We start from the raw sequence: 24314 nt of genomic DNA on the forward strand, positions 1-24314 counted from the left end.
AATCTTGCAGGGCATCCTAGTTGGGTTGAGCCGCGAGGACTTTGATCTGCCTCAAATGGGTCGATGAGATGCTCGGCATCGGGTCGTCTATTCGTTTGGATTACTCGTCCTCGAGCGATCGATAGATTTCCAGCTCCTGCGCAAAGTGGAGGCGAGTGATAGCTTCGAGACCGTGCAGCAGGCGTTGGATCTCGTAGCGCTGTGCCTGGCTCGGTCCATGTTCGCTAAGCGCTTGTCGAAGCGAAGTGAAGCTGTGGACCTGACGCTGGATCTCCATGTGAGTTCTGCTCATGCCGGCAAGAGCATCCGGCGTGCCCGCCTGCCTGCGCAGCCTAGGATAGAGTTCCTCGTCATCCTGCCGTTCGTGCGGAAGAAGGCGTTGTCGCAGCAAGGCGTCCAAATGGGCAAGCTGATTGCGCACTTCCTCTTCCGGGAGCTGCTGGATGCGAGCGCTCGTATGGCGTATCTCGTCCACGACGTCCATCAGGGCACCATGCTCGGCTTCGAGCTTCAGGAGCTCCGCGTGCGCCAAACGTGTTGTTTTCCGCCAACCGCGGTTAGGGTTTCCAAGAGCGCGCAGCGCGTTCAAGATGGCGACGACGTCGATTGCTTCCTGCAACAGTGCGCCCTGAACCGGCGTCAGATAGCCGAAGGCGGCCGCGATCATGCCAGCGGCGGACAAGCCCATACCCATATAGACGCTCTGAAGGGCTATGCCGCGTGAGCGACGCGCGATGCGGATGGCGCTGACGAGGCGATCGAGCCGGTCCACCAGGATCACCACGTCGGCCGCTTCGGAGGAGGCGGCAGCCCCGCGCGCGCCCATGGCTACCCCAACGTCGGCGGCTGCGAGCGCCGGTGCGTCGTTGACGCCATCGCCGACCATCATGACCGGTCCTGCCGATCTTTCCGCTTCGACAATTCGGGTTTTGTCCTCGGGCTTCAATTCGGCGGCAACACTGTCCAACCCTAGGAAGGCCTGGAGGCTCTCCGCCAGCTCGGTGCGATCCCCGGTCGCAAGCACGATCCGATCGACGCCGGCATCGCGCAATCGCCTGAGCACGCTGCCGGCCTCCGGCCTGACCTCGTCTGCCAGCAGAAGAGCGCCCGCCAGAATTCCGTCCTTCGCGGCGAGAACCGAGACGGTGCCATCCCTCCGGATCCACTCCCGGATCTCTCGCGAGAAGGCGGTCTCCTCAATCCTGGCGTTGACGAAATCCCAACCGCCCACTGCGATTTCGTGACCATCTATGTTGCCGGTCATGCCGGAACCTGCCACTTCAAGTGATCCCGACGGTGCGACAAGTTTCAGTTCCCGCTCGCGGGCGGCTGCGACCAGCGCGCGGGCGATCACATGGTGTGAGCCCTGATCTAGCGATGCCGCGAGACGCAGCACCTCAAGAGGATCGAGATCCACGCGGGACTTGACCTCGATAAGACGGGCCCGGCCGTCGGTGATCGTCCCGGTCTTGTCGAGGATCACCGTCTTCATCCGCGCGAGCATCTCGAGAGCGCCTCCGCCCTTTACGAGCACCCCCTTGCCGGCGCAGCGGGAGACGCCGGAGATGATCGCCACCGGGACCGCGAGAATGAGCGGGCACGGTGTCGCAATGACCAGCACGGCGAGCGCGCGGACCGGTTCCCCGCTCATGGCCCAGGCGCCGCCGGCGAGGAGCAGCGTGACCGCGAGGAACACCAGCGCGTAGCGGTCGGCAAAACGGACCATCGGCGCCTTCGCGGCCCTCGCCGCCTCCACCAGCCTGGCGATCGCCGCATAGGTGCTGTCGCTCGCGGAACTTGCGGCGAGCATGTCGAACGCATCGCCGGCGTTCGTCGTGCCGCTCGTCACGGGCTCGCCGGAGCGGCGGCGGACCGGCAGGGCTTCGCCCGTTAGGGCCGACTCGTCCAGCACGGCGGTTCCATCCAGCACGTTTCCGTCGACGGGCACCACCTCGCCACGGCGTATCAGGATGCGGTTGCCAGGATTCAGTTCTTCGATGGAAACCTCCTGCAACTGTCCATCCGCGTAGCGAGCGGCGGTGCGCGGTACCCGACTGAGCAGCGCCGTCAGTTCCCGGCGTGCGCGCCTTTGAGCGAAATCCTCGAGCGCCTGTCCGCCCGTATACATCAGTGCGACGATGCTGCCGGTCAGGTATTCGCCGAGAAGAAGGGCACCGCCCATGGCGAGCGCCGCGATGAGGTCCAGCCCGAATTCCTTCCTTCCGAGACTGATCGCGACCTCGATAAGAAGGCTCGCCAGGATGATCGCGGTTCCGGCAGCCCAGGACGCGGCGCTGAGGTCAGGCCGGTCCGCCAGCCAGGCGGCTGTGCCGGCGAGCAAGGCTACAGCGATGAGGGCCAGGAGAAGGCGCTTGCCCAGCTCTCCTCCTTGCCAAAACGGCTCGACGACTCGGCTCTTGGTCAAGGTGCTCTCCGACAGATCTCGTGAAGAATACTGGATAACAGGATCGTTGCCTTGATCCCGCGCAAAGGCCCAGCCCATGCAAACGATACAGTGCTATGTGAATGGCGGCGCCGTTCTGCCACGATCGCGAGCTAGCGACACGGCGTTGCCGAAAGGACGGCAGGGCCTCCGATGCGGATCTGGATGTCCTTTCGCGGCAACTAACTTACGACCTCGGAGGTATCGATTTGCACCGAATGGATGCAAATCGCCCCGCTAACGATATCGTTGCGGATATCCTGAAGCACAGCCGTGATCGACGACGGTGCTGAATTCACAGTGCGCAAAGGGCGACCGGCTTGCTGCGGACCCGCCATTTGTCGATTTCCACGACCAGGAGGGCAGAAGACGCGGTAACAAGCAGGAGCGCCCATTCGGAAAATGATATCGGAGAAACTTGTAGCGTTTCCCCGAGGATCGGAATGTACATGGCAGCGATATGAAGGCCCTGAGCCGCTGCGATGGAGAGTAGCAGCAGCGGGTTGGCGAGAAAGCCGAGCTGGAAGAGGGATTTGCGCTCGGAGCGGCTCGCCAGCGTCTGGAAGTTCTCGAAAAGCACGAACAACAGCAGCAGCAGATTGCGGGCTTCGCTCTCGCCATAGCCCTGCGCGAGCAGAACATAGAACATCGCGAAGCCTCCGGCTCCCATGACGAGCGTGGACTGCCATATGCGCCGGATCATGAGCTGGTCGAAGATCGGTTCGGACGGCCTGCGTGGCCCGCGGCTAAGCTCATCGCCTTCCGGACTTTCGCCGGCAAGGGCAATGTCCTGAATGCCATTGGTCACGAGGTTGAGCCAAAGCAACTGCACGGGAAGAAGAGGCATCGGCAAGCCGAGTGGGATTGCCAGTAGGAACAGCAGCAATTCTGCCGCCCCCGTCGACATCAGCATGAAGATGACCTTGCGGATATTCGCGTAGGCGACCCGGCCCTCGCGGATGCCGCTGACGATCGACGCGAAGTTGTCATCGATGATGACGATGTCGGCGCTCTCCTTCGCCACTTCCGTGCCCTTGCGCCCCATCGCCACGCCGATATGCGCGTGCTTCAGCGCCGGCGCGTCATTGACGCCGTCACCTGTGACGGCGACGAAGTGCCCGTTGCGGGCGAGCGACAGGACGATCGCCAACTTCTCTGACGGGGCAACGCGCGCATAGATGCGGCCATGGCGGGTTAACGCGTCGAGACTTTCCTGCCCATTTTCCTCGGCCCTGCGCACGTCTTCGCCGATGACCACCTGACCTTCGGCGAAGATCAGCCCGGCATGGGAGGCAATTGCCGCCGCGGTTCGGGGATCGTCGCCGGTGACCATTGCCACGTCCACGCCTGCGGAGTGGCAATCGCGGATGGCTTGCGGCACCTCAGGGCGTACCGGATCCTGCATTCCTGCAAGCCCCAGAAAGACGAGGTCGACCAGGAGATGCCGCCCAAAGCCGCCCTCTGTTTTGATTGCCGTCTCGCCCTCCGCAAAGGCAAGGACTCGTAGCCCGCGCGCGGCCATCTCTTCCTTCTGATGGAGGAGGATATCCCGATCGATCGGCACGGCTCGACCGGCCACGTCCATGCGATCGGCCATATCGATCAGGGTTTCCGCGGCACCCTTGACGAAGATGCGAACGCTGTCGCCGTGGCGGTGAAACGAGGCCGCGTATTTGAGGTCCGGCTCGTAGGGGATTCGGGCGACAAGCGGATAGTCGTTCTCGATAGCCTCCCGCGGCAAGCCCGCCTTGCGGGCGGCCGCGAGCAATGCAATGTCGACCGTATCGCCGACGGCGCTCCAGCCATTCGCTTCCTTGACCAGCGATCCTTCGTTGGGCAGCGACGCGGCCTTGAACAAGGCAAGGGCACGTTCCCGTGCCTCCGCCGGAGGGGTTCCATCGCCCCGAATCGTGCAGGCGTCCAGATCAGCGCCCGTATCGCAGACAATCTCGGTGCCGTCCGGCAGGCGGATATCCGTTACTGTCAGTTCGTTGAGCGTCAATGTGCCGGTTTTGTCGGTGGCGATCATCGTGCAGGAGCCGAGAGCTTCCACCGCGGGCATTCTGCGCACGATGACGTGCGCTTTCGCCATACGTCGCATGCTGACTGCCAGCGCGACCGAGATCGCAATCGGCAGGCCTTCAGGGATCGCGCTCACCGCGAGGCCAACGGACATCATAAAGAGCTCGCTCGGCGTCATCGCGCGGGCAATCCCCACAACGACGAGAAGAGCGATCGCAACCGCGACGATCCAGGCAATGAATTTGGAGAAGCGTTCCAGCCTGATCATCAAGGGGGGCTTGGTGATGGACGCCTTGCCGATCTCGGTGGCAATCTTGCCGATCTCGGTTGCTGCTCCAGTCGCCGCGACCACACCCTGTCCGCGGCCGCGCGTGACTAGCGTGCCCGCAAAGACCATGGAGCGCCCATCCTTTCCGGAGGCAGCCTCCACAATCGAGCTGGGCTTGTGAACCGGTGCTGATTCTCCCGTCAGGAGGGATTCGTCGCAAACGAGATCGGTCGCTGAGAGGAGCCGGATATCGGCCGGCACGCGTCCGCCCGCTTCGAGCGCGACCACGTCGCCCGGCACCAACAGTCGAGCGTCGATTTCCTGCAAGCGTCCGTCGCGGATGACACTCGCCTTCGGTTGTTCCAGTCTGCGCAACGCCAATGCGGCTTTGCCGGCCGTGTGCTCCTGCAAACACCCGATGATGCCGTTCGCGATAAGAACGATGCTGATGAATAGCGCATCTTTCAGATCGCTCAATAGGAGAGATACCAGTGCCGCGGCCAGCAGAATGTAGATCAGCGGGCTGCGGAACTGGCGCAGGAAAGTCATCGCCAGCGAGGAGGCTTGCGGTTCCGGAAGGCTGTTCGAGCCAAAGCGCGTAAGCCGGAGACGAGCCTCCTCATGGCTAAGTCCCGCACCGCCGACCAGTGAGCCCCCGCGCGAGGCAAGGTCTGGGAGTGCCACGAAGGTCATTTGAAGCGCTCCATTCAGGTATTGAGCCGGCGTCGGGGTTCTTCGATTTTCAAGTGATCCTCGACAGCCGTGACGCCTCGAGCCGACCAGGCCGCTCGCTCGGCCACTGCTCTCTCGCGCCGGCTTTGAACCTTCCCACGCAATGTGACATGACTGCCGGATACTTCTACGTCGATGTTTTCGGCCTCTATCTCAGCATTGCGTTTCAGCGCCTCTCTGATGCCATGCCTGAGGTCGAGCAAATCCATCATGGGACGAATCCTCAGTCGGTTGTCGACACCGGTGATGCCCGTCAAGCGACGCACCAAGCTCTCGGCCGCATTGCGCTGGAAATAGAAATCGACCGTTCCCTCCAGGGTCACGTAACCGTTTTCAACCTTGACCTGGATGTCCTTGAGCTCGGCAATTGCGGCTCCCCAGGTGAGAATTTTTACCACGCGGCTGGCGATTTCGTCATCGGCGGTCTTTTTGTTCTCCGGTAGCCGCACTTCGATTTCCTCGGCGATTGCGCGCACGCGCTTCACCCGTTGCGCAACCCGTTCCGCAGTGTGTTTTTCCGCAAAGCTGTGAACATGGCCCGTTAAAGTGACAACGCCATCCTCGACCGTTACTCCGATGTTCGCGGCGTCTATGCTGGGTTCATATTCGAGCTCATCCAGGATGTCCTGGCGCAGGCGAATGTCGCTCATGATCGTCTCCTTCCTCAAAACCGGCAAACACTGGCTCAAGTATTGGCCATTTCCGGCTATCGTTCTTTGAGGGACATCAAGGCACAGACGTTCCCTGCAGATTTAACCTTAGTCGATAGATCACGCCCTAAGGGAGGGGAGATCATGTTCATCAAGGAAATGTCCCGTCACGAATGCAGCAGCGTCATTCAGGCCGGTCGTCTGGCTCGTCTTGCTTGCTGTAACGAAGGCAGGCCGTATGTCGTGCCAATCACTTATGCATTTACGGGCAACTGCATTTACTGCTTTTCTATGCCCGGCCAGAAGATCGACTGGATGCACGCCAACCCGCATGTATGCCTTCAAGTCGATGAGTTTTCAGGCGAACGGCAGTGGAAAAGCGTCCTTGTATTCGGCCGCTATCAGGAGCTGCCGCCGGAAGGGCGATGGCAGAGAGAGTGCGTGCATGCCTGGTCGCTTCTCGAGGCGCGACCAAATTGGTGGGAACCGGGCGGGCTGAAGCCCGCACCACAAGCGATCGCAGGCTCTTCGCCGCATGTCTTTTTCTGTGTCGATATCGAAGACATGACCGGCCGTGCTGCACACGAAGGTGAAGCATGACGGCAAACAACAAAGGCGTCGCTTTATGCGGCGCCCTTGTTTCGATGTAACAGGGAATGTTCAGCGCACCATCAGGACCGGTACCATAGGTGCTTCAATCATCGCCTTGGTAACGCCGCCGAATATCCTTTCGCGAAGACGTGTATGCCCGTATGCGCCCATCACGATCAGATCGGCAGAGGTATCAATGGCATGCTGGTTGAGAACCTCGTCGACACGGCGACCGGCGCTCGGGAGGCGATCGACGGTCACTTCGATGCCATGGCGAGCAAGATAGGTGGCAACATCAGCACCCGGTTCTTCGCCGTTTTTGGCCGAAGCTGCGCTTGGATCAACCACCACGACATTCACCTCCTCGGCGCTCTCCATCAGTTCCAATGCTTCGCGGGCTGCTCTCGCGGATTCCATGCTCGAGTTCCATGCGAGGAGAATCTTTCTTGGACGCAGTGTAACGGATTGGCGATTGGTTGCGAGCAGAACGGGTCGCGCCGAATAGAAGAGTGCTCCGTCAATGGCTCGCGCTCGCAACGGAGAATCCGGCTTCAGGCTCGCCCCGATCAATGTAATGTCGGCATAGCGTGCGCGATTGCCCACATCGCTGTCGGCCCATGCGGTCTCGCAATAGATGCCATTTGCCTCGAATGAGATCCCAAGGACCTTCAGCGTCGCCCTAGCCCTCTCCACCGCCCCGTCCAGGTGCTGTACATCGTCGGTCCGTTCGTCGAGCCAGGCGACCGACATGGCCGCATAATCTCCGATTGGTGGTGGTGCAGCGAGCTTGACCAGAAGAACTGATAAATGCGCATCGGCGGCCGCGCAGAGATCCGCTGCCGCTGTTAGATCATTTTCGTGCTCATTGGCGCCGATCACCAAAAGAATTGTCTTGTAGGTCATTGCTTTCTCCTCGAACCTGATTGGCAGTTTCACGAACCAATCTACTCCCGCCAGCGCCTGCTACATTGATCGCCGTCAAGAAGCTCCTGGCGGTGCGAGTGTTGCCATTCCTTGTGCTTGATTTCGCCGAGTGCGGCGCGATCGCAGACCCGAACTGAGCGCCGCAGAAAGCGGCGCCATTGTAAGCCTGAGTGATGTCAGCGGACCAGCAACACTGGCACGATCGGGGCCGCGATCATGGCCTTCGTGACACCGCCGAAAATCATCTGGCGAAGACGTGTATGTCCATATGCGCCGATTACGATCAGGTCGGCGGTGGTATCAATTGCATGCTCGTTGAGGACCTCGTCGACCGGACGTTCGGCGCTGGGAAGCCGATCGACAGTCACCTTAATGCCGTGGCGGGCAAGATAAGTCGCAACATCTGCGCCAGGTTCATGGCCGTTCCAGCGAGAGGCCGCAGGGTCGACCAATACCACGTTTACGCCTTCGGCACTTTTCATCATGTCGAGCGCTTCGCGAGCGGCCCTCTTGGATTCGAGACTGGCGTTCCACGCCAGCAGAATCCTCCTCGGAAGCAAGGTTACCGATTGGCGACGGGGCGCAAGCAGGACCGGGCAGGGCGAATAGAAAAGGGCGCCTTCGATGGCGCGCGCCCGCAATGACGGGTCCATGCTGGTTCCGATCAATGCAACATCAGCGTAGCGTGCCCGCTCTCCGACCAGGTCGTCGGCCCGTGCAGGCTCGGTGTATTCGCCGGCGACGTCGAACGATAACCCCACTTCCTTGAGCGTCGCTCGTACCGCCTCGATGGCCTTTTCGAGCTGTTCGAACTCGGCCGCCTGATTGTCGAGCCATGCGACCGAGAGGCCCGCATGGTCCCCGAACCGGGGTGGAGCCGCGACCTTCACCAGCAAGACCGAGAGATGAGCATTGGCAGCGACGCAGAGATCTGCCGCCGCTGTGAGGTCCGCTTCATAGTTTGCATCGAGTACGAGAAGGACTGTCTTGTAGGTCATTGCTCCGGTCTCCCCAAGCGGTTTGCTTTCTGAAAGCCAATCTACGCCGGGTGGGGGTGGCTGCATTGATGCCGGTCAAGAATCTCCCGCCTGAGGCTGCAGTGTAAGCGTCGCGATCCTGAGCGTTGAATCGGTCAAATTCGGCGAAATCGCAAATCCAAACTCTCTGCACATTTTCAGCATTTTCGAATTTTCACTCAGAACGAGGCCTTCTATGCGTTGCAGACCATCTGCCGCAGCATAGTCCCTCAGATGAGTAAGGAGAGCCCAGCCGAGACCATGCCCCTGCAGGTCGGTCCTCACCAGCAAGCCATATTCGGCGGCCTCGTGATCAGGATCAGCGTAAAGCCTGGCAATTCCGGCAAGCTCGCCGCTTTCACTATCGAGAGCGACGAAGGCCATCTCGCGCTCGTAATCGATCTGCGTGAGCCTCACCAACATCTGATCCTGAAAGTGCTTGCGCGACGACAAGAAACGAAATTGGATGTCAGCCGAAGACGTCTTTGCCAAAAAATCCGGATACAGTGCCGCGTCTGCGGGTCTGATCGGGCGCAGATGATAGATCCGCTCAGCAAGCGTGACCTGCTTTTGCCAATCGCTTGGATATGGGCGGATCGCGAGGTCGCGATTGGGGCCCGGACACGCGACGGCCTGCGGGTCGATTTCGATGCGCACGTCGAGCGCAATCACGCCCTCTGGGCTGACGACCAGCGGGTTAATATCCACCGAAAGCACGCATGGGAAATCGACGATCATCTGGGAGAGAGCCGCGAGCGCTTTGCAGATCGCTGCTCTGTCTGCTGGCGGCTCGTTACGGAAACCGGCGAGGAGCTTTCCTATCCGGGTCTGGTCGATGAGGTCGCCGGTAAGCGCAGCGTCGAGCGGCGGAAGCGCGACCGCAGTGTCTGCGACCACTTCCACGGAAACACCGCCCGAGCCGAATAGAACGACCGGACCGAAGATCGGATCTCGGGTGAGGCCTAGGAGCAGTTCCCACGCATGTTTGCGTTCGACCATCGGCTGCACGGTAAAACCGTCGACAACGGCAGTCGGGTCATGCGCCTTGACCCGCGCAGCGATCGCCTCGGCAGCTTCGCGAGCGGCGACGGGGGACAGGATGTCGAGGACTACACCGCCCACATCGGATTTGTGCGTGATCGACTTCGAGATCAATTTGACCACTAGCTTCGGCGCGCCCGCAAGAAGCAAGCCGGCGATCGCTTCCGCCTCCTTCGGCGACGTTGCAGTCATCGTTTGAGGGACGGGGATGCCATAGGCTGCAATCACGGCCTTGGCTTCGGGTTCGTTCAGCATTCGGCGACCTTCGGCCGCCACCCTCAGGAGAACGGATCGCGCCAGATCGCGGTTGCAATGCACTTCGTCGTCTCGGCCCTCTGGCACCCTGACCAACGCCTGCTGCGCTTTCGACCATTTGGCGAGGTAAGAAGCCGCTAATGCGACGTCAGACGGCGTATCGTAGCTCGCCAATCCGGCCTGCTGCAGCACCGTGCGACCCTCACGAGCGGTTCGACCGCCCAGCCAGCATGTGAGAACGGGTTTGCCGGAAATTGTCCCGGACTGCGCAAGGGAAGCGATCGCATGAGCCGCATCAACGGGGGACGCAAGGCCCGTTGGGCAATTCATGACGATCAGGATATCCACTCCCACATCCCCAGCGATGGTCTCAACGGCCGTCTCGTAACGATGGGGTGGTGCGTCACCGATAATATCAACGGGATTGGCGCGCGACCAATTGGTGGGAAGAATTCGATCGAGGGTGCCGACAGTCTCCGGAGAGAGATCCGCGAGCGCGCACCCGAAGTCGATCAGCCGATCCACGGCGAGAACGCCTGCACCGCCGCCATTGGTGACGATTGCGACACGGCTACGCTCAAGAGGGGGAAAGCGCGCGATCGTTTCCGTCGCATCGAACAGTTCGCCGAGGCCTTCTATTCTCAAGATGCCGGCACGACGCAAAGCCGCGTCAACGACGCGATCGGCTCCTGAAAGCGCACCTGTATGTGTGGCGGCCGCTTTGGCCGCCTCGGCGTGACGGCCCGCTTTAATGGCGACAACCGGCTTTACCCGAGCCGCGGCCCGTGCTGCCGACAGGAATTTCCGGGGATTGGAGATGGCCTCGAGATACATGACGATCGCACGCGTCTCGGGGTCTCCCGCCAAAAGGTCGAGAAAATCGCCGGCGTCTGCGTCGGCCATGTCGCCGAGCGAAACGATCTTGGAAAAACCGACATTGTTATCCGCCGCCCAGTCGATCAACGAAGTTGCGATAGCTCCGGATTGCGAAAGAAGTGCGATTCCGCCTGGCTTGGCCGGTAAATGCGCGAAGCTCGCATTCAGCTTCGCGGACGGGACGATGAGACCCACCGTGTTGGGGCCGATGATGCGAAGGAGAAATCGTTTCGCGGCATCGAGCATCGCTTGTCTCAAGCCTTGATCAGCGTTGAGACCCGCCGTGATAACCACGGCAGCGCGCGTTCCTTTCACGCCCAGCTCATGGATCAGGGCCGGCACGGTTTTCGGCGGCGTGACGATAACTGCGAGATCGGGAACACTTGGAACATCCGCTACTCGGCGATAGCAGTAAAGGCCCGCCACCTGCTCATATTTCGGATTTACCGGCCAGATTTCTCCCTCAAATCCGGCCGCGAGCACGTTTTCGATGATCACCCGGCCAAGTGATCCGGCGCGATTTGAGGCACCGACAATAACAACCGACCCCGGATCGATGGCGTGATGAAGGTTGCGAATGCTCATGACCTCGATTTCCGATCTCCAATCTTCGTTGATCGAAGATATCGCCGCATTCCGGCCGCGCGTTGATCGCGCTCAAACAAAAAGTCCCGTTCGGGCAAGGATCTATTCCGTGCAGCTATGTCGCCATGACACCTGGCACATCAATCCAGCAGGTCTCGGAGCCGCAATGCCAAGTCTCTGGCGGTGTAGGGTTTTTGCAGCCAGCTTCCTGCCGCCCGGCCGGCCGCACCCGGCTCGGCGTAGCCCGACGTGAACAGCATCTTTACGTCGGGTCTGAGTGCGCGAACATGCTCGGCCAATTCGCCGCCATCCATTCCGCCCGGCATTATCATGTCCGTGAAGACGAGGGAGATTTCTGGATGCTCCCCGAGCAGTTTAAGGGCCTGCGTACCGGCCTCTGCTTCGATGACGGAATATCCAGCGTCGCGGAGTCGCGAGACCACGACGCGGCGCACCCGTGCGTCGTCCTCCACGACGAGAATCGTTTCATGACCTCTCGGCATAGGCTCAAGGGCTGCTTCATCTCCTGCGCCAGCTTGGGCAAGGCGGTTTTCTCCCTGTGCCGCTGGCAGGAATAGCCGCACGCTCGTTCCTCGATCGGGTTCACTATAAAGCTGAATATGTCCGCCGGATTGCTTTACAAAGCCGTAGACCATGCTGAGACCGAGGCCTGTCCCCGCACCAGTGCCCTTCGTGGTGTAAAACGGGTCAAAGGCATGACGCTTGACCTCTTCGGTCATTCCGACGCCCGTGTCCGTGACGGCGACCAGAACGTAGTGCCCCATTCGGACTTCGGGGTACATCAGGGCGTAATCGCGGTCGAGAACCGTCGTGGAGATCTCGATTGTCAGGTGGCCGCCGTTCGGCATTGCGTCGCGTGCGTTCAGCCCCAAGTTCAGGAGAGTGTTCTGAAGCTGGGAGATGTCGATCAAGGCGAGGTTCGCGCTGCCGTTTACGACGGTGGACAGTTCTATGGCCTCGCCCAGGGTTCTGGTGAGCAGCTTCGAAAAGTTCGTGACGAGTTCACCAACGTCGACGAGCTTCGGGTTGAGCGGCTGCCGCCGCCCGAATGCCAGCAATTGGGCCGTTAGCTTTGCCCCATCGTCGGCTGCGGCCTGAGCTTCTTGTAAGAGAGGCCTTAACTTCGCGTCTTGCAGCCGGGCTTCGATCATTTCCAGATTCCCGGTAATCACAGTCAGCAGATTGTTGAAATCATGCGCCAACCCGCCGGTGAGTTGCCCGACCGCTTCCATCTTCTGCGCTTGCCTGAGCTCTTCCTCAACACGCTGGCGGCTGGTCAGATCCCGAATAAAGCCGGTGAATATCCGCCGACCGTCGGACGTCGCTTCTCCGACCGACAGCTCCATGGGAAATATTGTGCCGTCCTTTCGTTGGCCCGCAACGACCCGTCCAATTCCGATAATGCGCCGTTCGCCAGTGCGCAGATAGTTATCCAGGTACCGGTCATGCGCCTCGCGATGGGGAGAGGGCATCAAGATCTTGACGTTGGATCCAACGACCTCGCTTTCAGCATATCCGAACAGGCGTTCTGCGGCTGCGCTGAAAGAGGAAATCACGCCTGTTTCATCGATCACCACCATTGCTTCGGGAACCGTCTCGAGAATCGACCGAAGATGTGCCTCGCGCGCCGCCAATTCGGCCTTAGCGCGTCTAAGATTGGTGATGTCGCTGTCGGTCTGATCGACCATATAGCGGTTCCTCTCTCCATTCGGCTCGGCGGGCTTCAAGCACTGCCGGCTGCATAGCGCGCGGGCGCTATACGCGAGGGCACCCAGTGCTCCCTTTCGTCACCGTCCGCGAGCGATCGAAGGGTCTCCATCTTCAACACCGTGATCGAGCGCCGTTCCGGTGCCGCGATGACGCCGCTTGTCGCAAACTTTGTTATAGTGCGGGATACCGTCTCGATTGTCATGCCGAGATAATCGGCGATGTCGAGTCGCGTCATGGGCAGGTCGACCACCGAAGTATGCTTGGAGTTCTCGCTCCGCCTCATCATCAGGAAGAAGTTCGCAAGCTTTTCCTCAGCGCTCCGGCGGGAAAGAAGGACGGCCTGATCTTGCGCGGCAGTCATTTCGTCACGTAACCTCGAGAAAAGTTGCTGCTGTAAGTGTGAATGCCGCGCCACTTCGTCTTCGAAACGGCGGCGAGGGAAGCGGCGAAGCTGCACTGGGGAGATCGCCTCGACCGTGTAGAGATAACGCTCCTTAAGCGACACGCCGAGGAGATCTCCGGGACGCAAGAAGCCTACGATAAACCGCCGGCCGTCGCCGAGCAGCCGCAATGCGCGCAGCATTCCATCCGCGACCTCGAAGACGTCAGCGGCCTCATCGCCGTCCCAGAATATGGCCCGACCGGGCTCAAACCTTTCGATTGGCTGCCGATGAAATAGGGAAGATAGGTCCGTTACTGGCACTATCAGCCCGCATATCGCTGCAGTGAGACGATCCTGCATTGCTACGACTTGAACGCTCATGACCTCTCTCCTCCATCTTTCGTGACGGGAAGAGTCTGAAGGTCAAGCCGTAATCTCATGACGACACGCGTGCAAAAATCGGTGCGATAATGTAACAAAGTGTGACGGCGCATGGAGGGAAACGGCGCGGTTCGGAGTTGATGAATGGCAAACGCACGAACCTTGCCCGAGCACATTCTCGTGGTCGATGACGACGCGAGAATCCGGCAGATGCTCGCGCGGTACTTCGAAGAGGAAGGATACCGCGTCAGTCTGGCCGGCGACGGACTCGAGATGCGCGAGTGCCTCGACAAAGAGTCAATCGACATCATTCTGCTCGACCTTGTACTGCCTGGCGAGGATGGATTGGCACTTGCGCGCGGCATACGGGCGCGCTCGGATGTGCCTTTGATAATGTTGACTGGTCGCAATGACGTTGTCGACCGGGTGGTCGGGCTGGAGGTGGGTGCCGACGACTACATTGCGAAGCCCTTCCACCTGCGGGAGGTATTGGCGCGCGTCCGGGGCGTCCTTCGTCGCCGCCAGCCGCAGCAATCGCAGAGCGATCGCGAAACGCCGTCAGCGGAAGTGTACTGTTTCGAAGGACTGCGCCTTGACATTGATCGCCGCCAATTGGTCGCGGACGATGACGGGAGGGAAGTCCCTCTGACGACCGGTGAGTTCGACATGCTATGCGTACTTGTGAAGCATGCGGGCCGCGTGCTGCAACGCGAATTGTTGATGGATTTGACGAGAGGTCGAAACCTTGAGGCTTTCGATCGCACCATCGACGCGCAGATTGCTCGCCTAAGGCGCAAAATTGAACGTGATCCTACCCGCCCCGCTCTCATCAAGTCGGTTAGAGGTGTTGGATACGTCTTTAGCGCGAGGGCGACTCGCCATCGCTCCTAGCTCCCCCGGTTCGCAGTGGCATACGGACGAGCTCGGGTCTCAGCCTAAGTCAGGACTATTGAACAGGTATGAGGATGCCGCGGCCCTCTCGGGGCGAGGTGGCGATGGAACTTGGCCAGTCTGTTGGGTCGAGTGCCGCGACGCGAATGAACCCGCAATTGGATTTGCGAGCGACCACTGTGAAATACGCGAGAAGCGCGTTGGCCACGCCACGCGTGTCCGCCGCGCTTGTAATGATGAAGACCGGTACGTCGAGCATTCTGCCGTATGTTTCGTTCTGCACTGGGCGCATGATGCAGATCCCGGCGATATAACCGAGCGGGTTCTCTGCGGTCACTATTCCTTCTGGTGAGCACACTCGGGTGACGGTGGCTGCGCAGAATTCGCGCCATCCCTGCAAGTCGAAGTGACAGCCGGCTGCGTCGACCAGCCGGTAAGCTTTGTCGAATTGATGCCGTTTGATCGGACCCACGGCGTAGGCAACAGCCATGTTGCTCTCCATCGGAAATGCATCTCAGCGAAAAACCGTCGCCTCCACTGGAGGACAGGCCCCGCCGGCCACGCGTCAACTCTCGCAAACCTGCGATCCGTCGCATTGAGAGGCATTTTCCGGGAAACGAGCTGGGCCGTCATTGATGCTCATCAAAGCCGGCGCGTCGTATTTGTCGTTCAATTCCTAACGCACTGCTGCGCAAAAGTTGCAGTTTCTGCGCAACTCAAAGTGACGGGGCATGCCATGTCCACCAGTCTCCGGGGCCGCAGCGTCCTGACGCTCGACGAATTCACTTCAAGGGAGATCGGGTTCCTGTTGCAACTCGCCGCCGAGTTGAAGGCCGACAAGCGAAGTGGTAATGAAATCCCACGGCTCAATGGCAAGAACATCGCGCTTGTCAGCGAGGACGATTCGATCGGAACTCTCCTCGGATCAGAAATTGCAGCCTATGATCAAGGCGCGCGCGTCGTCAGTCTCACGCTCCCCGCGAGCCATCCGGGGCGTTGCGGATCGATCAAGGACACGGCCCGCGTGATCGGCAGGATCTACGACGCTATCGAATATTGCGGCCGCGCTCGGACCCTGAAGGAGCTGGCGGCACATGCCCACGTGCCTGTCTACAATGGCTTTACCGATGAATCCCTACCAATACAGGCATTGGCAGATTTGCTGACGATGCAGGAAGTGGCCGACAAGGCGCTGCCGGAAGTCACGACCGCATTTCTGGGCGACGGCCGCTGTGCTATTGCCGGGTCACTCGCCATCGGAGCGGCCAAGCTCGGCATGGACTTCCGCATTGTCTCGCCGCCGATCTTCTGGCCCGCTTCGTCCTTCATCGACGAAGTGGCGTCGGAAGCGCACAAGAACGGCGGCAAGTTCACGGTCCTGGAACACGTCGGCGCCGGAGTGTTGGGCGCCGATTTCGTCTACACGGCTTCGTGGCTTGGAGAGCAGGAGGTGGGTTGGGCCGAGCGCATCAGGCTGCTGGCGCCTTACGGCGTCAGGGCCAATGTTATGGAAGCCACTGACAATCCAGATTGCAAGTTCATGCATTGCTTGCCTGCCTTCCACGATAACAGCTCGAAGGCCGGCGCCTGCATCGCGAAGCAGTTCGGGCCCGACTGCATGGAAGTCTCGGACGCGATCTTTGAATCGAAAGCTTCCGTTGTGTTCGACCAGGCGGAAAACCGGGTGCACACGATCAAAGCCATTTTCGCCGCGACCCTTGGGGACCGGAAGACCGATGCGCGAGACAGAGACCCTTAATGACTAGCCGGGGCGACCACTTGGATTTGCGCTACGAGCGCGAGTTCGCTTTGACCATGCGGGCCCGATACCCGCGTGGAACCAGTTTGCCGCCCCGAAGGCGAGGACCGCGAGAAATGCGGCCAGCAGGCCGTAGTCCTGCGGCACGTTGAGCAGAAGGGCCGCGCTGCCGCCGATGATTTCCAAAGCACAGGGATCAAGAGGAGCCATCGCGCGACGTGCCAAGGCCCTAGCAGCAGGATTCCGATCGTGAAGATCGTGGTTGGGCAAGGTGCGATCCCGAACAGGGGCACCGCCGGGTAGACGTGGCCGAATAGCCACCCGATAACCTGATAGATCGAGATCGCGTAAGCGGCGAGTGCGAGACCGGCGACCGTGCGCACATCATCCGAAGGCGCCAATCTAAAGCCCGGTGAGACAAATGGAGCGGCAGCCAGGAGCAGCGCTTGGAGGACGAACACCGCGCCGAAGATTTGAGCAGCGGGATTGATGCTGGTGAAGAATGATCAATGGTAGCCCACGCCGTTAACGAGAAACATCAGCGCCAGGATCGCCATAACCAGTACGGTGGAGGTCCGAGACCGCTAGAATAGGAGACCGAACGCTGTAAGTCCGAGGACGTAAGCGACCGCGGGCAGCGGTGAGATCGCCGCATTATAGGCGGCGAATACTTGAAAAAACTGCTCCTCAGTGAATGGCATGGTATGCCTTCCGATGCTGCAACACCTCAGCATCGCCCACATTGCGGTCACCAATATTGAGCCAGATCATGTGAATGGAGAAGTTTTCCTGAAGCAGTCGCGTCACTCTCAGCGCAGATCGGAGGCGACTGTCCGCCAAACGCAGATCGGCGGCAAGAAGCTAAAACCCCGCATGACGTGGCTGGCTACTCGGTGCATGGCGAAATCGAACGTCAAAGGCCCGACGAAGCGACCAAGGGATTGTCCGACCGAGCCGAAAGGCGGTTGACCAACATTAGAAGTCGGGAGGTTCTGGCCGGATCAAAGCATCTTTGATCCGCATCAAGTCGCCCGGCTGCCCAAGGGTGCATGCTTAGATCTGCCGTTCTTAAGATCAGGGCCTTGAACCATGCCGATTGAACCGACCATCCGTTTTCATGGGGCAGCCGGGACCGTTACGGGATCCTGCCAACTCGTCGAATTCGGTGCCACGAAGATCCTGGTCGACTGCGGTATGTTCCAGGGGTCGAAGACAGAGAAAGAGCTAAATTACCGCGACTTCCCCTTCAGCCCCAAGACGATCGACGCCGTCATCCTGACGCACGCGCACATCGACCATTCCGGCCTGCTGCCGAAGCTCGCCAGGCTTGGCTACGATGGCCCGATCTTCGCGACGCCCGCGAGCACCGACCTATGCTCCGTCATGCTGGCGGACTCCGCCCACATTCAGGAGAGCGAAGTCGATCAGCTTAACCGCCGCAATTTGCGCCGCGGCCGGGATCCCGTGACGCCGATTTACACCGCGCGCGACGCCGCTGCCGCGATCACGCTGTTTCGGCAGGTGCGTCTCGGCTCTTGGGAGAAGGCTGGCGAGGGAGTTCGCTTCCGTTTCTGGAATGCCGGCCACCTGCTCGGATCTGCCTCGGTCGAGATGGAGGTCGGTACCGGGCCGTCGCCGTTGCGCCTGCTGTTTTCCGGCGACGTCGGGCCGCGGCACAAGCTCCTGCAGTTTGATGCGAAAGCACCTAGCGGTTGGGACTATGTCATCTGCGAGAGCACCTATGGCAATGTCGAGCGCGAGGAAGCGGACGATGTCGCTCGACGTCACATCCTGCGTTCCGAGGTGTTGACTGCAGTGCAGTCGAATGGCGCTCTTCTCATCCCCTCTTTCGCCGTGGAACGGACGCAGGAACTGCTAACCGATCTCGTCTATCTAATGGAGACGGGTGCCGTCCCGAAATGCCCAATCATCATTGACTCTCCGCTCGCGACCCGTGCGAGCGAGATATTCCACAGACACGCCCGCGAGCTTGAGAACGGGGATGCTCTAATTCGGGGATTAGAGTCGAAGAACGTTCGCTTTACCGAAACGGTGGAGCAATCCAAGGCGGTCGACCTCATCAGGGGCTTCCATATTGTCATCGCTGCGAGCGGCATGTGCGAGGCCGGGCGCATTCGGCATCGGTTAAAAAATTGGCTCTGGAGAGATGAGGCGACAGTGCTGTTGGTCGGGTACCAGGCGAATGGCACCCTGGGGCGCCTCCTTGAAGACGGTGCCTCGGTCGTGCGCATTCAGGGGGAAGATATCAGCGTCCGAGCTCGGATCAGGAAGCTCGACATCTATAGTGGCCATGCCGACGGCGCAGAGCTTGCCGACTGGGTAGGAGCGCGGCAGCCGATCAGCGCTGGTGTCTTTCTCGTCCACGGAGAAGACGAGGCACTTGAAGGCCTCAGGGAACGTCTGTCCACCTTCCTACCAGAAGATCGCCTGATCCGGCCTAGATTGGACAGCGCATTCCGTCTTGGCTCGCAGGGTGCAGTTGAGGTTTCCGGAGCGGTCGCCCCGCCTCGCATCGATCCCGTACGGGCAGGAAGGACGGATTGGCACAACGATTTCCAGAAGCTCGTCCTCGATGTTCAGGACGAACTGGCAAAGGCCGCGGACGATAAGGCACGTGGTGTTGTGATCCGACGGTTGCGCCGTGCCCTGCAGGAAGAAGCATGAGATGCCGAGCCGGACTATAAGCCGAGAGCAGGGGAGCACACGGGTTTGCGTCATGCCGGCCTGACGAGTGCTCCACGATCCTGATCCGCGTCGATCGAATGACAGGCAGTCATGAATGCCACGAATTGATGCGCGTCAATGCATCGGCGGGCAGATTCGGCTGAAGTTCCGCCATCAACCCATGGAGCGCGACGATGCTCAAGATCTCGAGGCTGCTGGTTTTAGCTGCTCTTTTCGATGCCTTCGGGGGGACCGCCGAAGCGACTGGCATCGGCGCGGATGTGTCCGAGATATTAGAGCGGGTGCAACCGGCGGTCGTCAGCATCCGAACCGTCAGCAGTGGGATCTTCAGAAGCGAGCTGCTCGAAGATCCGAATGTACGTAAGGTCCTCGGTCTTCCCGATGAGGTATTCATCGTTCAAACGGGAGCGATCGCGACAGGGTCCGGCGTGATTATCGATCCGGAGGGCGGCTACATCGTTACCAGCCGCCACCTGGTTGCCGATGCCGACGATGTTTCCGTGACACTCTCGGATGGACGGATTTTCCAGGCCGATAGGGTAGGGGAGGATGCGCCGACCGACCTCGCCGTGGTTAAGATCGATGCCTCAAAACTCGCTGCGCTCAAGTGGGGAAATTCATCCGAACTAAAGGTCGGTGATTTTGTGGCCGCGGTAGGCAGTCCTTTCGGGCTGACGCAGACGGCGACCTTCGGCATCGTTAGCGGCTTGGGCCGCTCGGGCCTGGGTGCCGATGAATATCAGGATTACATCCAGACCGACGCGGCCATCAATCCAGGGAATTCCGGCGGAGCGCTCGTCAATGTCTCTGGCGAGTTGATTGGCATCGCCCGCGGGATCGCCGCGCCAGATCAAGCGAGTACCGGCATTGGCTTTGCGATTCCGTCGAATATTGGGGCGCAGATCGTCCGCGAATTGATCGCCCACGGAGAATACAAGCGCGGCTGGCTCGGCCTTTCGGTAACGGCCGCCAGGGATGCGCAAGACGGGAGTGCCACTCAGGCGGAAGCGCTTATCGTGAACGAGCTCGCCTGCAATTCGCCGTCGGAGCTCCAAGGCGTACGCCTTGGAGATGTGATCATGGCCCTGGACGGCCGCACCTTCCCGACGGAGGCAGCCTTCAGGAATGCGATCAGCCTGCTTCCAGCGAACGCCCGCATCACACTCGATATCCGTCGGGGAGAAGCGTCGCAGAAGCTGAACGTGACGCTCTCAGATTCGGCCGCTGCTCGCGACGCCTCTGACCAAGGCTCAGTCGTCGTTGCCTTTCCATCCGCGAGCGGCTCACTCGCATGCGCGCCGTCGGGCGCGGTCCTCATCGATGTTGCGCCGCGTAGCACCGCCTATTCTATCGGGCTGAGAACGGGCGACTACCTGACGGCCATCAACGGCAAACCACCCGTCTCAGCAGACCAAATTGGAAGCGTCCTGGAGAGTGTGGAAGGCAGCGCTTCTATCGATATCCTGCGCGCAGGAACCGCATACCGCATCGATGTTCAATAGCGGCAAGCGGGCCCTTTACGTCCGGCTGGCGCTCGACGATAGCCACACCGTCCTTGATTCGATCACTCGGGTAGAGAATGACTCTGCGGCCGAGAACGTAGGGCTGCAGCATCAGTTCGGCGTGCACCTCAGGAGCATCGAATAGCCGTTACAGGCCTCCCGTCCGCAAAGGTGTTGAACAATTGCGGACGGGAGGCCGGGGGTGGTCAAGCGGACTTGATCTGGATCTTGCGCTCGTTCTGCTGCGCTTCCTGGGTCTTCGGCAGGGTTACCGACAGAACGCCCTTCGAGAAATTTGCAGCAATCTTTTCTGCATCGCCTCCATCTGGCATCCGGAACGTGCGCTGGAACGAGCCGTAGCGGCGCTCAGAGAGGACAATCGGCCCGCCTGGCTCTTTCCCAATCAGCACAGCACTCGAATGCGGCCTGGCGCCCTATATGGACCGGTGATTTGCCTGCCTAATTCCTAAAACGTGATCGCAGGGTGCCGCCAAATCTTTATCGGCGGTCTGCTGACTGCCGGCCGCTCAACCAGACTGGAGCCGCGATCGTATCAGGCATGTTCTGGCTCATGCGTCGTCGATCTATGACCGCTCGCTGCCTTCAAACGCGTTCTTGGCATCATTGGCATCCGATTCACGCACCAGCGTGCGTAGATCGGACCAAACATCGGGCCGAGAAACTTTGCCGCGATCGTCGGCGGATAGTCATAGTCGATGAACACACGCAGACGCGAGGCTTGTCCCGAGGGGTTGATCTCGAATCCCATGCGGTAAGCAGCGATGACGAGGAGGTTCGGGCGGCCTCGGGTCTGCCAAACCTTGCGTCGAGGTGGCTGCCGCTCGGTGATCACTTCTTCGACGGAAAGCACCAGACCAAGTAGGTTGCCACGCATCTTGATAACTGAACCGACAGTGCGGCCTTTGGCTTCGTCGAACTCGTACGACATCCGCCCGCCGAACATCATCACCGAAGGCTTCTGCATGTGCGAGCCAAGGCTCGCCTGGTCATCCAGATAGTCAAAGAGCACGTCTGCGGAGGTCGCGACATCGGCAATGGCTTGTGCCGCGTGAGCGTAGGTCATGTGATATCGTCGGTTTTTGCGCGGTGGTCCCCGTGCCGATGACCGCCATGCCCATGGAAGAGGTGCATCATCGGGCACGCGAGCAGCAGCAGGTACGGAGCGAGCCCAAGTGCATGCCGCCAGTGCTCACGGAGAATGAAGAACGCGACGATCACCGTGAGCGAGGCGGCGAAGAGCGTCCACTTGCGGTCCCAAATCATATCCGTGTACTCCTCAACCTGAGCGAATTGCCGATCACGCTGACCGACGAGAGCGCCATGGCTGCCGCTGCGATGATCGGCGACAGCAAGAGTCCGAATGCGGGGTAGAGCACGCCAGCCGCAACCGGGACGCCAGCGGCGTTGTAGATGAAGGCGAAGAAAAGGTTTTGCCGAATGTTTCTCATCGTGGCGTGACTGAGCTGCCGTGCCCGCACGATGCCCTGAAGGTCGCCCTTGAGAAGGGTGACGCCGGCGCTCTCGATTGCCACATCCGTCCCTGTTCCCATGGCGATGCCGACGTCGGCGGCGGCGAGGGCCGGGGCATCGTTCACGCCGTCTCCCGCCATGGCGACGATGCGACCCTCGTTTCTCAGACGTCTGACGATTTCGCTCTTGTGCTCCGGCAGGATTTCCGCCTCAACCTCCGTGATGCTGAGCTTGCGAGCGACGGCAGTGGCCGTGGTCCTGTTGTCACCCGTAAGCATCACCACGCGAATGCCGTCCTTCATCAGTGCCGCGACGGCGGCGGGTGTCGTTGGCTTTATCGGATCGGAGATCGCGAACAAGCCACCGACTCTGCCGTCTATGGCGACGAAGATGACGGTCGCTCCTTCTTCCCGCAGTGCTTCCGCCTTTTCGGTGAGCGGGGCTATGTCCACCTTCTCCTCGGACATGATTTGGTGGCTTCCGATAACAAGCCTGTGTCCCTTGACCGTACCCGTGACGCCTTTGCCCACCGGGCTGTCGAAGTTCTCTGCCGTTCCGAGACCCAGCCCGCGCTCATTGGCGGCCTCGACGATTGCCGCCGCGAGCGGATGCTCGCTCGCCCGCTCCAGCGTGGCAGCGACCTGCAGGAGTTCGTCCTCGGCTATCCCGTTCACAGCGACGACCGATGTGACTTTCGGTTTGCCCTCGGTCAGAGTCCCGGTCTTGTCGACCACAAGCGTGTTGACCTTTTCGAAGCGTTCGAGCGCCTCGGCGTTCTTGATCAGCACACCGACGCTTGCACCCTTGCCGACGCCGACCATGATCGACATCGGAGTGGCGAGGCCGAGCGCACAGGGGCAGGCGATGATCAGCACCGCCACTGCGGCGACAAGTCCATGGGTGAAGCGAGGTTCCGGCCCAACAGCCATCCACGTGGCGAACGCGACGATAGCGATCAGAATAACAGCGGGCACGAACCAACCGGAGACCTCATCGGCCAGCCGCTGGATCGGAGCGCGCGAGCGCTGGGCTTCCGCCACCATCTGCACTATCCGCGACAGCATGGTGTCGCGTCCCACCTTGCCGGCTTCCATGACGAAACCGCCCGTCTTGTTCATCGTCCCGCCGATAAGGTTCTCACCGAGCGCCTTGGTGACGGGCATGGATTCTCCGGTGATCATCGATTCGTCGACCGAGCTGCGGCCTTCGACGAGCGTCCCGTCGACCGGGACCTTTTCGCCCGGCCGCACGCGCAGCCGATCGCCGACGGCAACGGCTTCGAGCGGCACGTCTTCGTCGGTCCCGTCGTTCCGGATACGGCGGGCCGTCTTCGGGGCGAGATCCAAAAGCGCGCGGATCGCTCCGCCCGTCTGCTCGCGAGCACGCAGTTCCAGAACCTGCCCGACCAGGACGAGTACGGTGATGACCGCTGCGGCCTCGAAATAGATTGGGACCGCTCCGTCGACCGATCGGAACGTCGTCGGGAACAGTCCGGGCGCTAGCGTCGCGATCACGCTGTAAACCCAGGCCACGCCCGTGCCCATTGCGATCAGCGTGAACATGTTGAGATGCCTGGTGATGATCGACCGCCAAGCCCGTTTGAAGAACGGGGCGCCGGCCCACAGAACAACGGGGGTCGCGAAGACGAGCTGCAGCCAGTTTGATGTCTGGGGGTCGAGGAGCATATGCAGGTCGACCAGGTGGCCGCCCATCTCCAATAACAAGACCGGTACCGTCAGAGCGAGTCCGATCCAGAACCTCCGCCGCATCTCAACGAGTTCGGGGCTTGGCCCGGTTCCGGCGGTCACTACTTCCGGCTCGAGCGACATACCGCAGATCGGGCAGTTGCCCGGGCCGATCTGCCGCACCTGTGGATGCATCGGGCATGTGTAGATCGCGCCTTCCACCAGCGTGACTCGCGAACTCTCCGCTTTTGCGGGCGGGGCGCCCACATTTGTTCGACTATGGTGATGGCTCGGATCGATTCCCATCGCGGCATCTTATGCATCTCAGCAGTCAATTCTTTGACCAACATCAATGTCCTGCTTAACGGTGCGGGGTATGCTGC

Annotated in this window: 19 protein-coding genes; 5 read left to right on the plus strand and 14 right to left on the minus strand. The window is 60.5% G+C overall.

Going from position 1 to position 24314, the window contains the following annotated elements; all coding sequences use genetic code 11:
• Window positions 1-100: 100 nt before the first annotated feature.
• From BHD07_RS13935 to BHD07_RS13945, 3 genes are all read right to left on the minus strand, one after another.
• Window positions 101-2425, minus strand: coding sequence for a heavy metal translocating P-type ATPase (locus BHD07_RS13935; RefSeq protein ID WP_338280855.1), 2325 nt, complete (start codon window positions 2423-2425; stop codon window positions 101-103).
• Between the two features lie 313 nt (window positions 2426-2738).
• Window positions 2739-5426: a cation-translocating P-type ATPase gene (locus tag BHD07_RS13940; RefSeq protein WP_338280857.1), complete on the minus strand. Its 2688-nt coding sequence runs from the start codon at window positions 5424-5426 to the stop codon at window positions 2739-2741.
• Window positions 5427-5440: 14 nt separating this feature from the next.
• On the minus strand, window positions 5441-6115 hold the full coding sequence (locus BHD07_RS13945) for a BON domain-containing protein (RefSeq protein ID WP_324765299.1): 675 nt from the start codon (window positions 6113-6115) through the stop codon (window positions 5441-5443).
• Window positions 6116-6259: 144 nt separating this feature from the next.
• Between BHD07_RS13945 and BHD07_RS13950 the strand changes: the two genes are divergently transcribed.
• The gene (locus tag BHD07_RS13950) at window positions 6260-6715 is read left to right on the plus strand and encodes a pyridoxamine 5'-phosphate oxidase family protein (protein ID WP_338280859.1); all 456 of its coding nucleotides are present in this window, start codon (window positions 6260-6262) and stop codon (window positions 6713-6715) included.
• A gap of 60 nt (window positions 6716-6775) precedes the next feature.
• Here BHD07_RS13950 and BHD07_RS13955 read toward each other — a convergent pair whose 3' ends face one another.
• From BHD07_RS13955 to BHD07_RS13975, 5 genes are all read right to left on the minus strand, one after another.
• The gene (locus tag BHD07_RS13955; RefSeq protein WP_324765301.1) at window positions 6776-7609 is read right to left on the minus strand and encodes a universal stress protein; all 834 of its coding nucleotides are present in this window, start codon (window positions 7607-7609) and stop codon (window positions 6776-6778) included.
• A gap of 197 nt (window positions 7610-7806) precedes the next feature.
• Entirely contained in the window at window positions 7807-8628 is an 822-nt protein-coding gene (locus tag BHD07_RS13960; protein WP_324765302.1) for a universal stress protein, read from the minus strand.
• 75 nt (window positions 8629-8703) lie between these two features.
• Window positions 8704-11403 (minus strand): bifunctional acetate--CoA ligase family protein/GNAT family N-acetyltransferase, encoded by a 2700-nt coding sequence (locus tag BHD07_RS13965; RefSeq protein WP_338280862.1) that lies wholly within the window; start codon window positions 11401-11403, stop codon window positions 8704-8706.
• 140 nt (window positions 11404-11543) lie between these two features.
• Window positions 11544-13112: a PAS domain S-box protein gene (locus BHD07_RS13970; RefSeq protein WP_338280864.1), complete on the minus strand. Its 1569-nt coding sequence runs from the start codon at window positions 13110-13112 to the stop codon at window positions 11544-11546.
• Window positions 13113-13147: 35 nt separating this feature from the next.
• Window positions 13148-13897 carry a Crp/Fnr family transcriptional regulator gene (locus BHD07_RS13975; protein ID WP_338280866.1) on the minus strand — a complete coding sequence of 250 codons (750 nt, stop codon included), beginning with the start codon at window positions 13895-13897 and terminating at the stop codon, window positions 13148-13150.
• Window positions 13898-14041: 144 nt separating this feature from the next.
• On the opposite strand from BHD07_RS13975, the gene BHD07_RS13980 reads away from it, so the two are divergent.
• Window positions 14042-14788 (plus strand): response regulator, encoded by a 747-nt coding sequence (locus BHD07_RS13980; protein WP_324765306.1) that lies wholly within the window; start codon window positions 14042-14044, stop codon window positions 14786-14788.
• 55 nt (window positions 14789-14843) lie between these two features.
• Here the strand turns inward: BHD07_RS13980 and BHD07_RS13985 are convergent, their stop codons facing one another.
• Entirely contained in the window at window positions 14844-15290 is a 447-nt protein-coding gene (locus tag BHD07_RS13985; RefSeq protein WP_324765307.1) for a hypothetical protein, read from the minus strand.
• A 234-nt stretch (window positions 15291-15524) separates the two neighbouring features.
• Between BHD07_RS13985 and argF the strand changes: the two genes are divergently transcribed.
• Window positions 15525-16547 carry an ornithine carbamoyltransferase gene (argF, locus tag BHD07_RS13990; RefSeq protein WP_324765425.1) on the plus strand — a complete coding sequence of 341 codons (1023 nt, stop codon included), beginning with the start codon at window positions 15525-15527 and terminating at the stop codon, window positions 16545-16547.
• Here argF and BHD07_RS31935 read toward each other — a convergent pair.
• Complete coding sequence (locus BHD07_RS31935; protein WP_445190492.1) at window positions 16544-17038, minus strand: DUF6064 family protein; 495 nt, start codon at window positions 17036-17038, stop codon at window positions 16544-16546. The genes argF and BHD07_RS31935 overlap by 4 nt on opposite strands.
• A gap of 598 nt (window positions 17039-17636) precedes the next feature.
• Between BHD07_RS31935 and BHD07_RS13995 the strand changes: the two genes are divergently transcribed.
• Window positions 17637-19232, plus strand: a complete 1596-nt coding sequence (locus BHD07_RS13995; RefSeq protein ID WP_338280869.1) for an MBL fold metallo-hydrolase — start codon at window positions 17637-17639, stop codon at window positions 19230-19232.
• A 194-nt stretch (window positions 19233-19426) separates the two neighbouring features.
• Entirely contained in the window at window positions 19427-20755 is a 1329-nt protein-coding gene (locus BHD07_RS14000; RefSeq protein ID WP_324765309.1) for a trypsin-like peptidase domain-containing protein, read from the plus strand.
• Window positions 20756-20961: 206 nt separating this feature from the next.
• Here BHD07_RS14000 and BHD07_RS14005 read toward each other — a convergent pair whose 3' ends face one another.
• The 4 genes from BHD07_RS14005 to BHD07_RS14020 all read right to left on the minus strand — a co-directional run bounded on the left by BHD07_RS14005 (window position 20962) and on the right by BHD07_RS14020 (window position 24237).
• On the minus strand, window positions 20962-21165 hold the full coding sequence (locus tag BHD07_RS14005) for an Hsp20/alpha crystallin family protein (protein ID WP_338280871.1): 204 nt from the start codon (window positions 21163-21165) through the stop codon (window positions 20962-20964).
• Between the two features lie 143 nt (window positions 21166-21308).
• The gene (locus BHD07_RS14010; protein ID WP_338280873.1) at window positions 21309-21839 is read right to left on the minus strand and encodes an SRPBCC family protein; all 531 of its coding nucleotides are present in this window, start codon (window positions 21837-21839) and stop codon (window positions 21309-21311) included.
• Entirely contained in the window at window positions 21836-22039 is a 204-nt protein-coding gene (locus BHD07_RS14015) for a DUF2933 domain-containing protein (protein ID WP_324765310.1), read from the minus strand. The genes BHD07_RS14010 and BHD07_RS14015 overlap by 4 nt, the downstream gene beginning before the upstream one ends.
• The gene (locus tag BHD07_RS14020; protein WP_338280875.1) at window positions 22036-24237 is read right to left on the minus strand and encodes a copper-transporting P-type ATPase; all 2202 of its coding nucleotides are present in this window, start codon (window positions 24235-24237) and stop codon (window positions 22036-22038) included. The genes BHD07_RS14015 and BHD07_RS14020 overlap by 4 nt, the downstream gene beginning before the upstream one ends.
• Window positions 24238-24314 lie beyond the last annotated feature (77 nt).

Source organism: Sinorhizobium sp. KGO-5 (genome assembly GCF_036245905.1).
Taxonomy (GTDB): domain Bacteria; phylum Pseudomonadota; class Alphaproteobacteria; order Rhizobiales; family Rhizobiaceae; genus Sinorhizobium; species Sinorhizobium meliloti_A.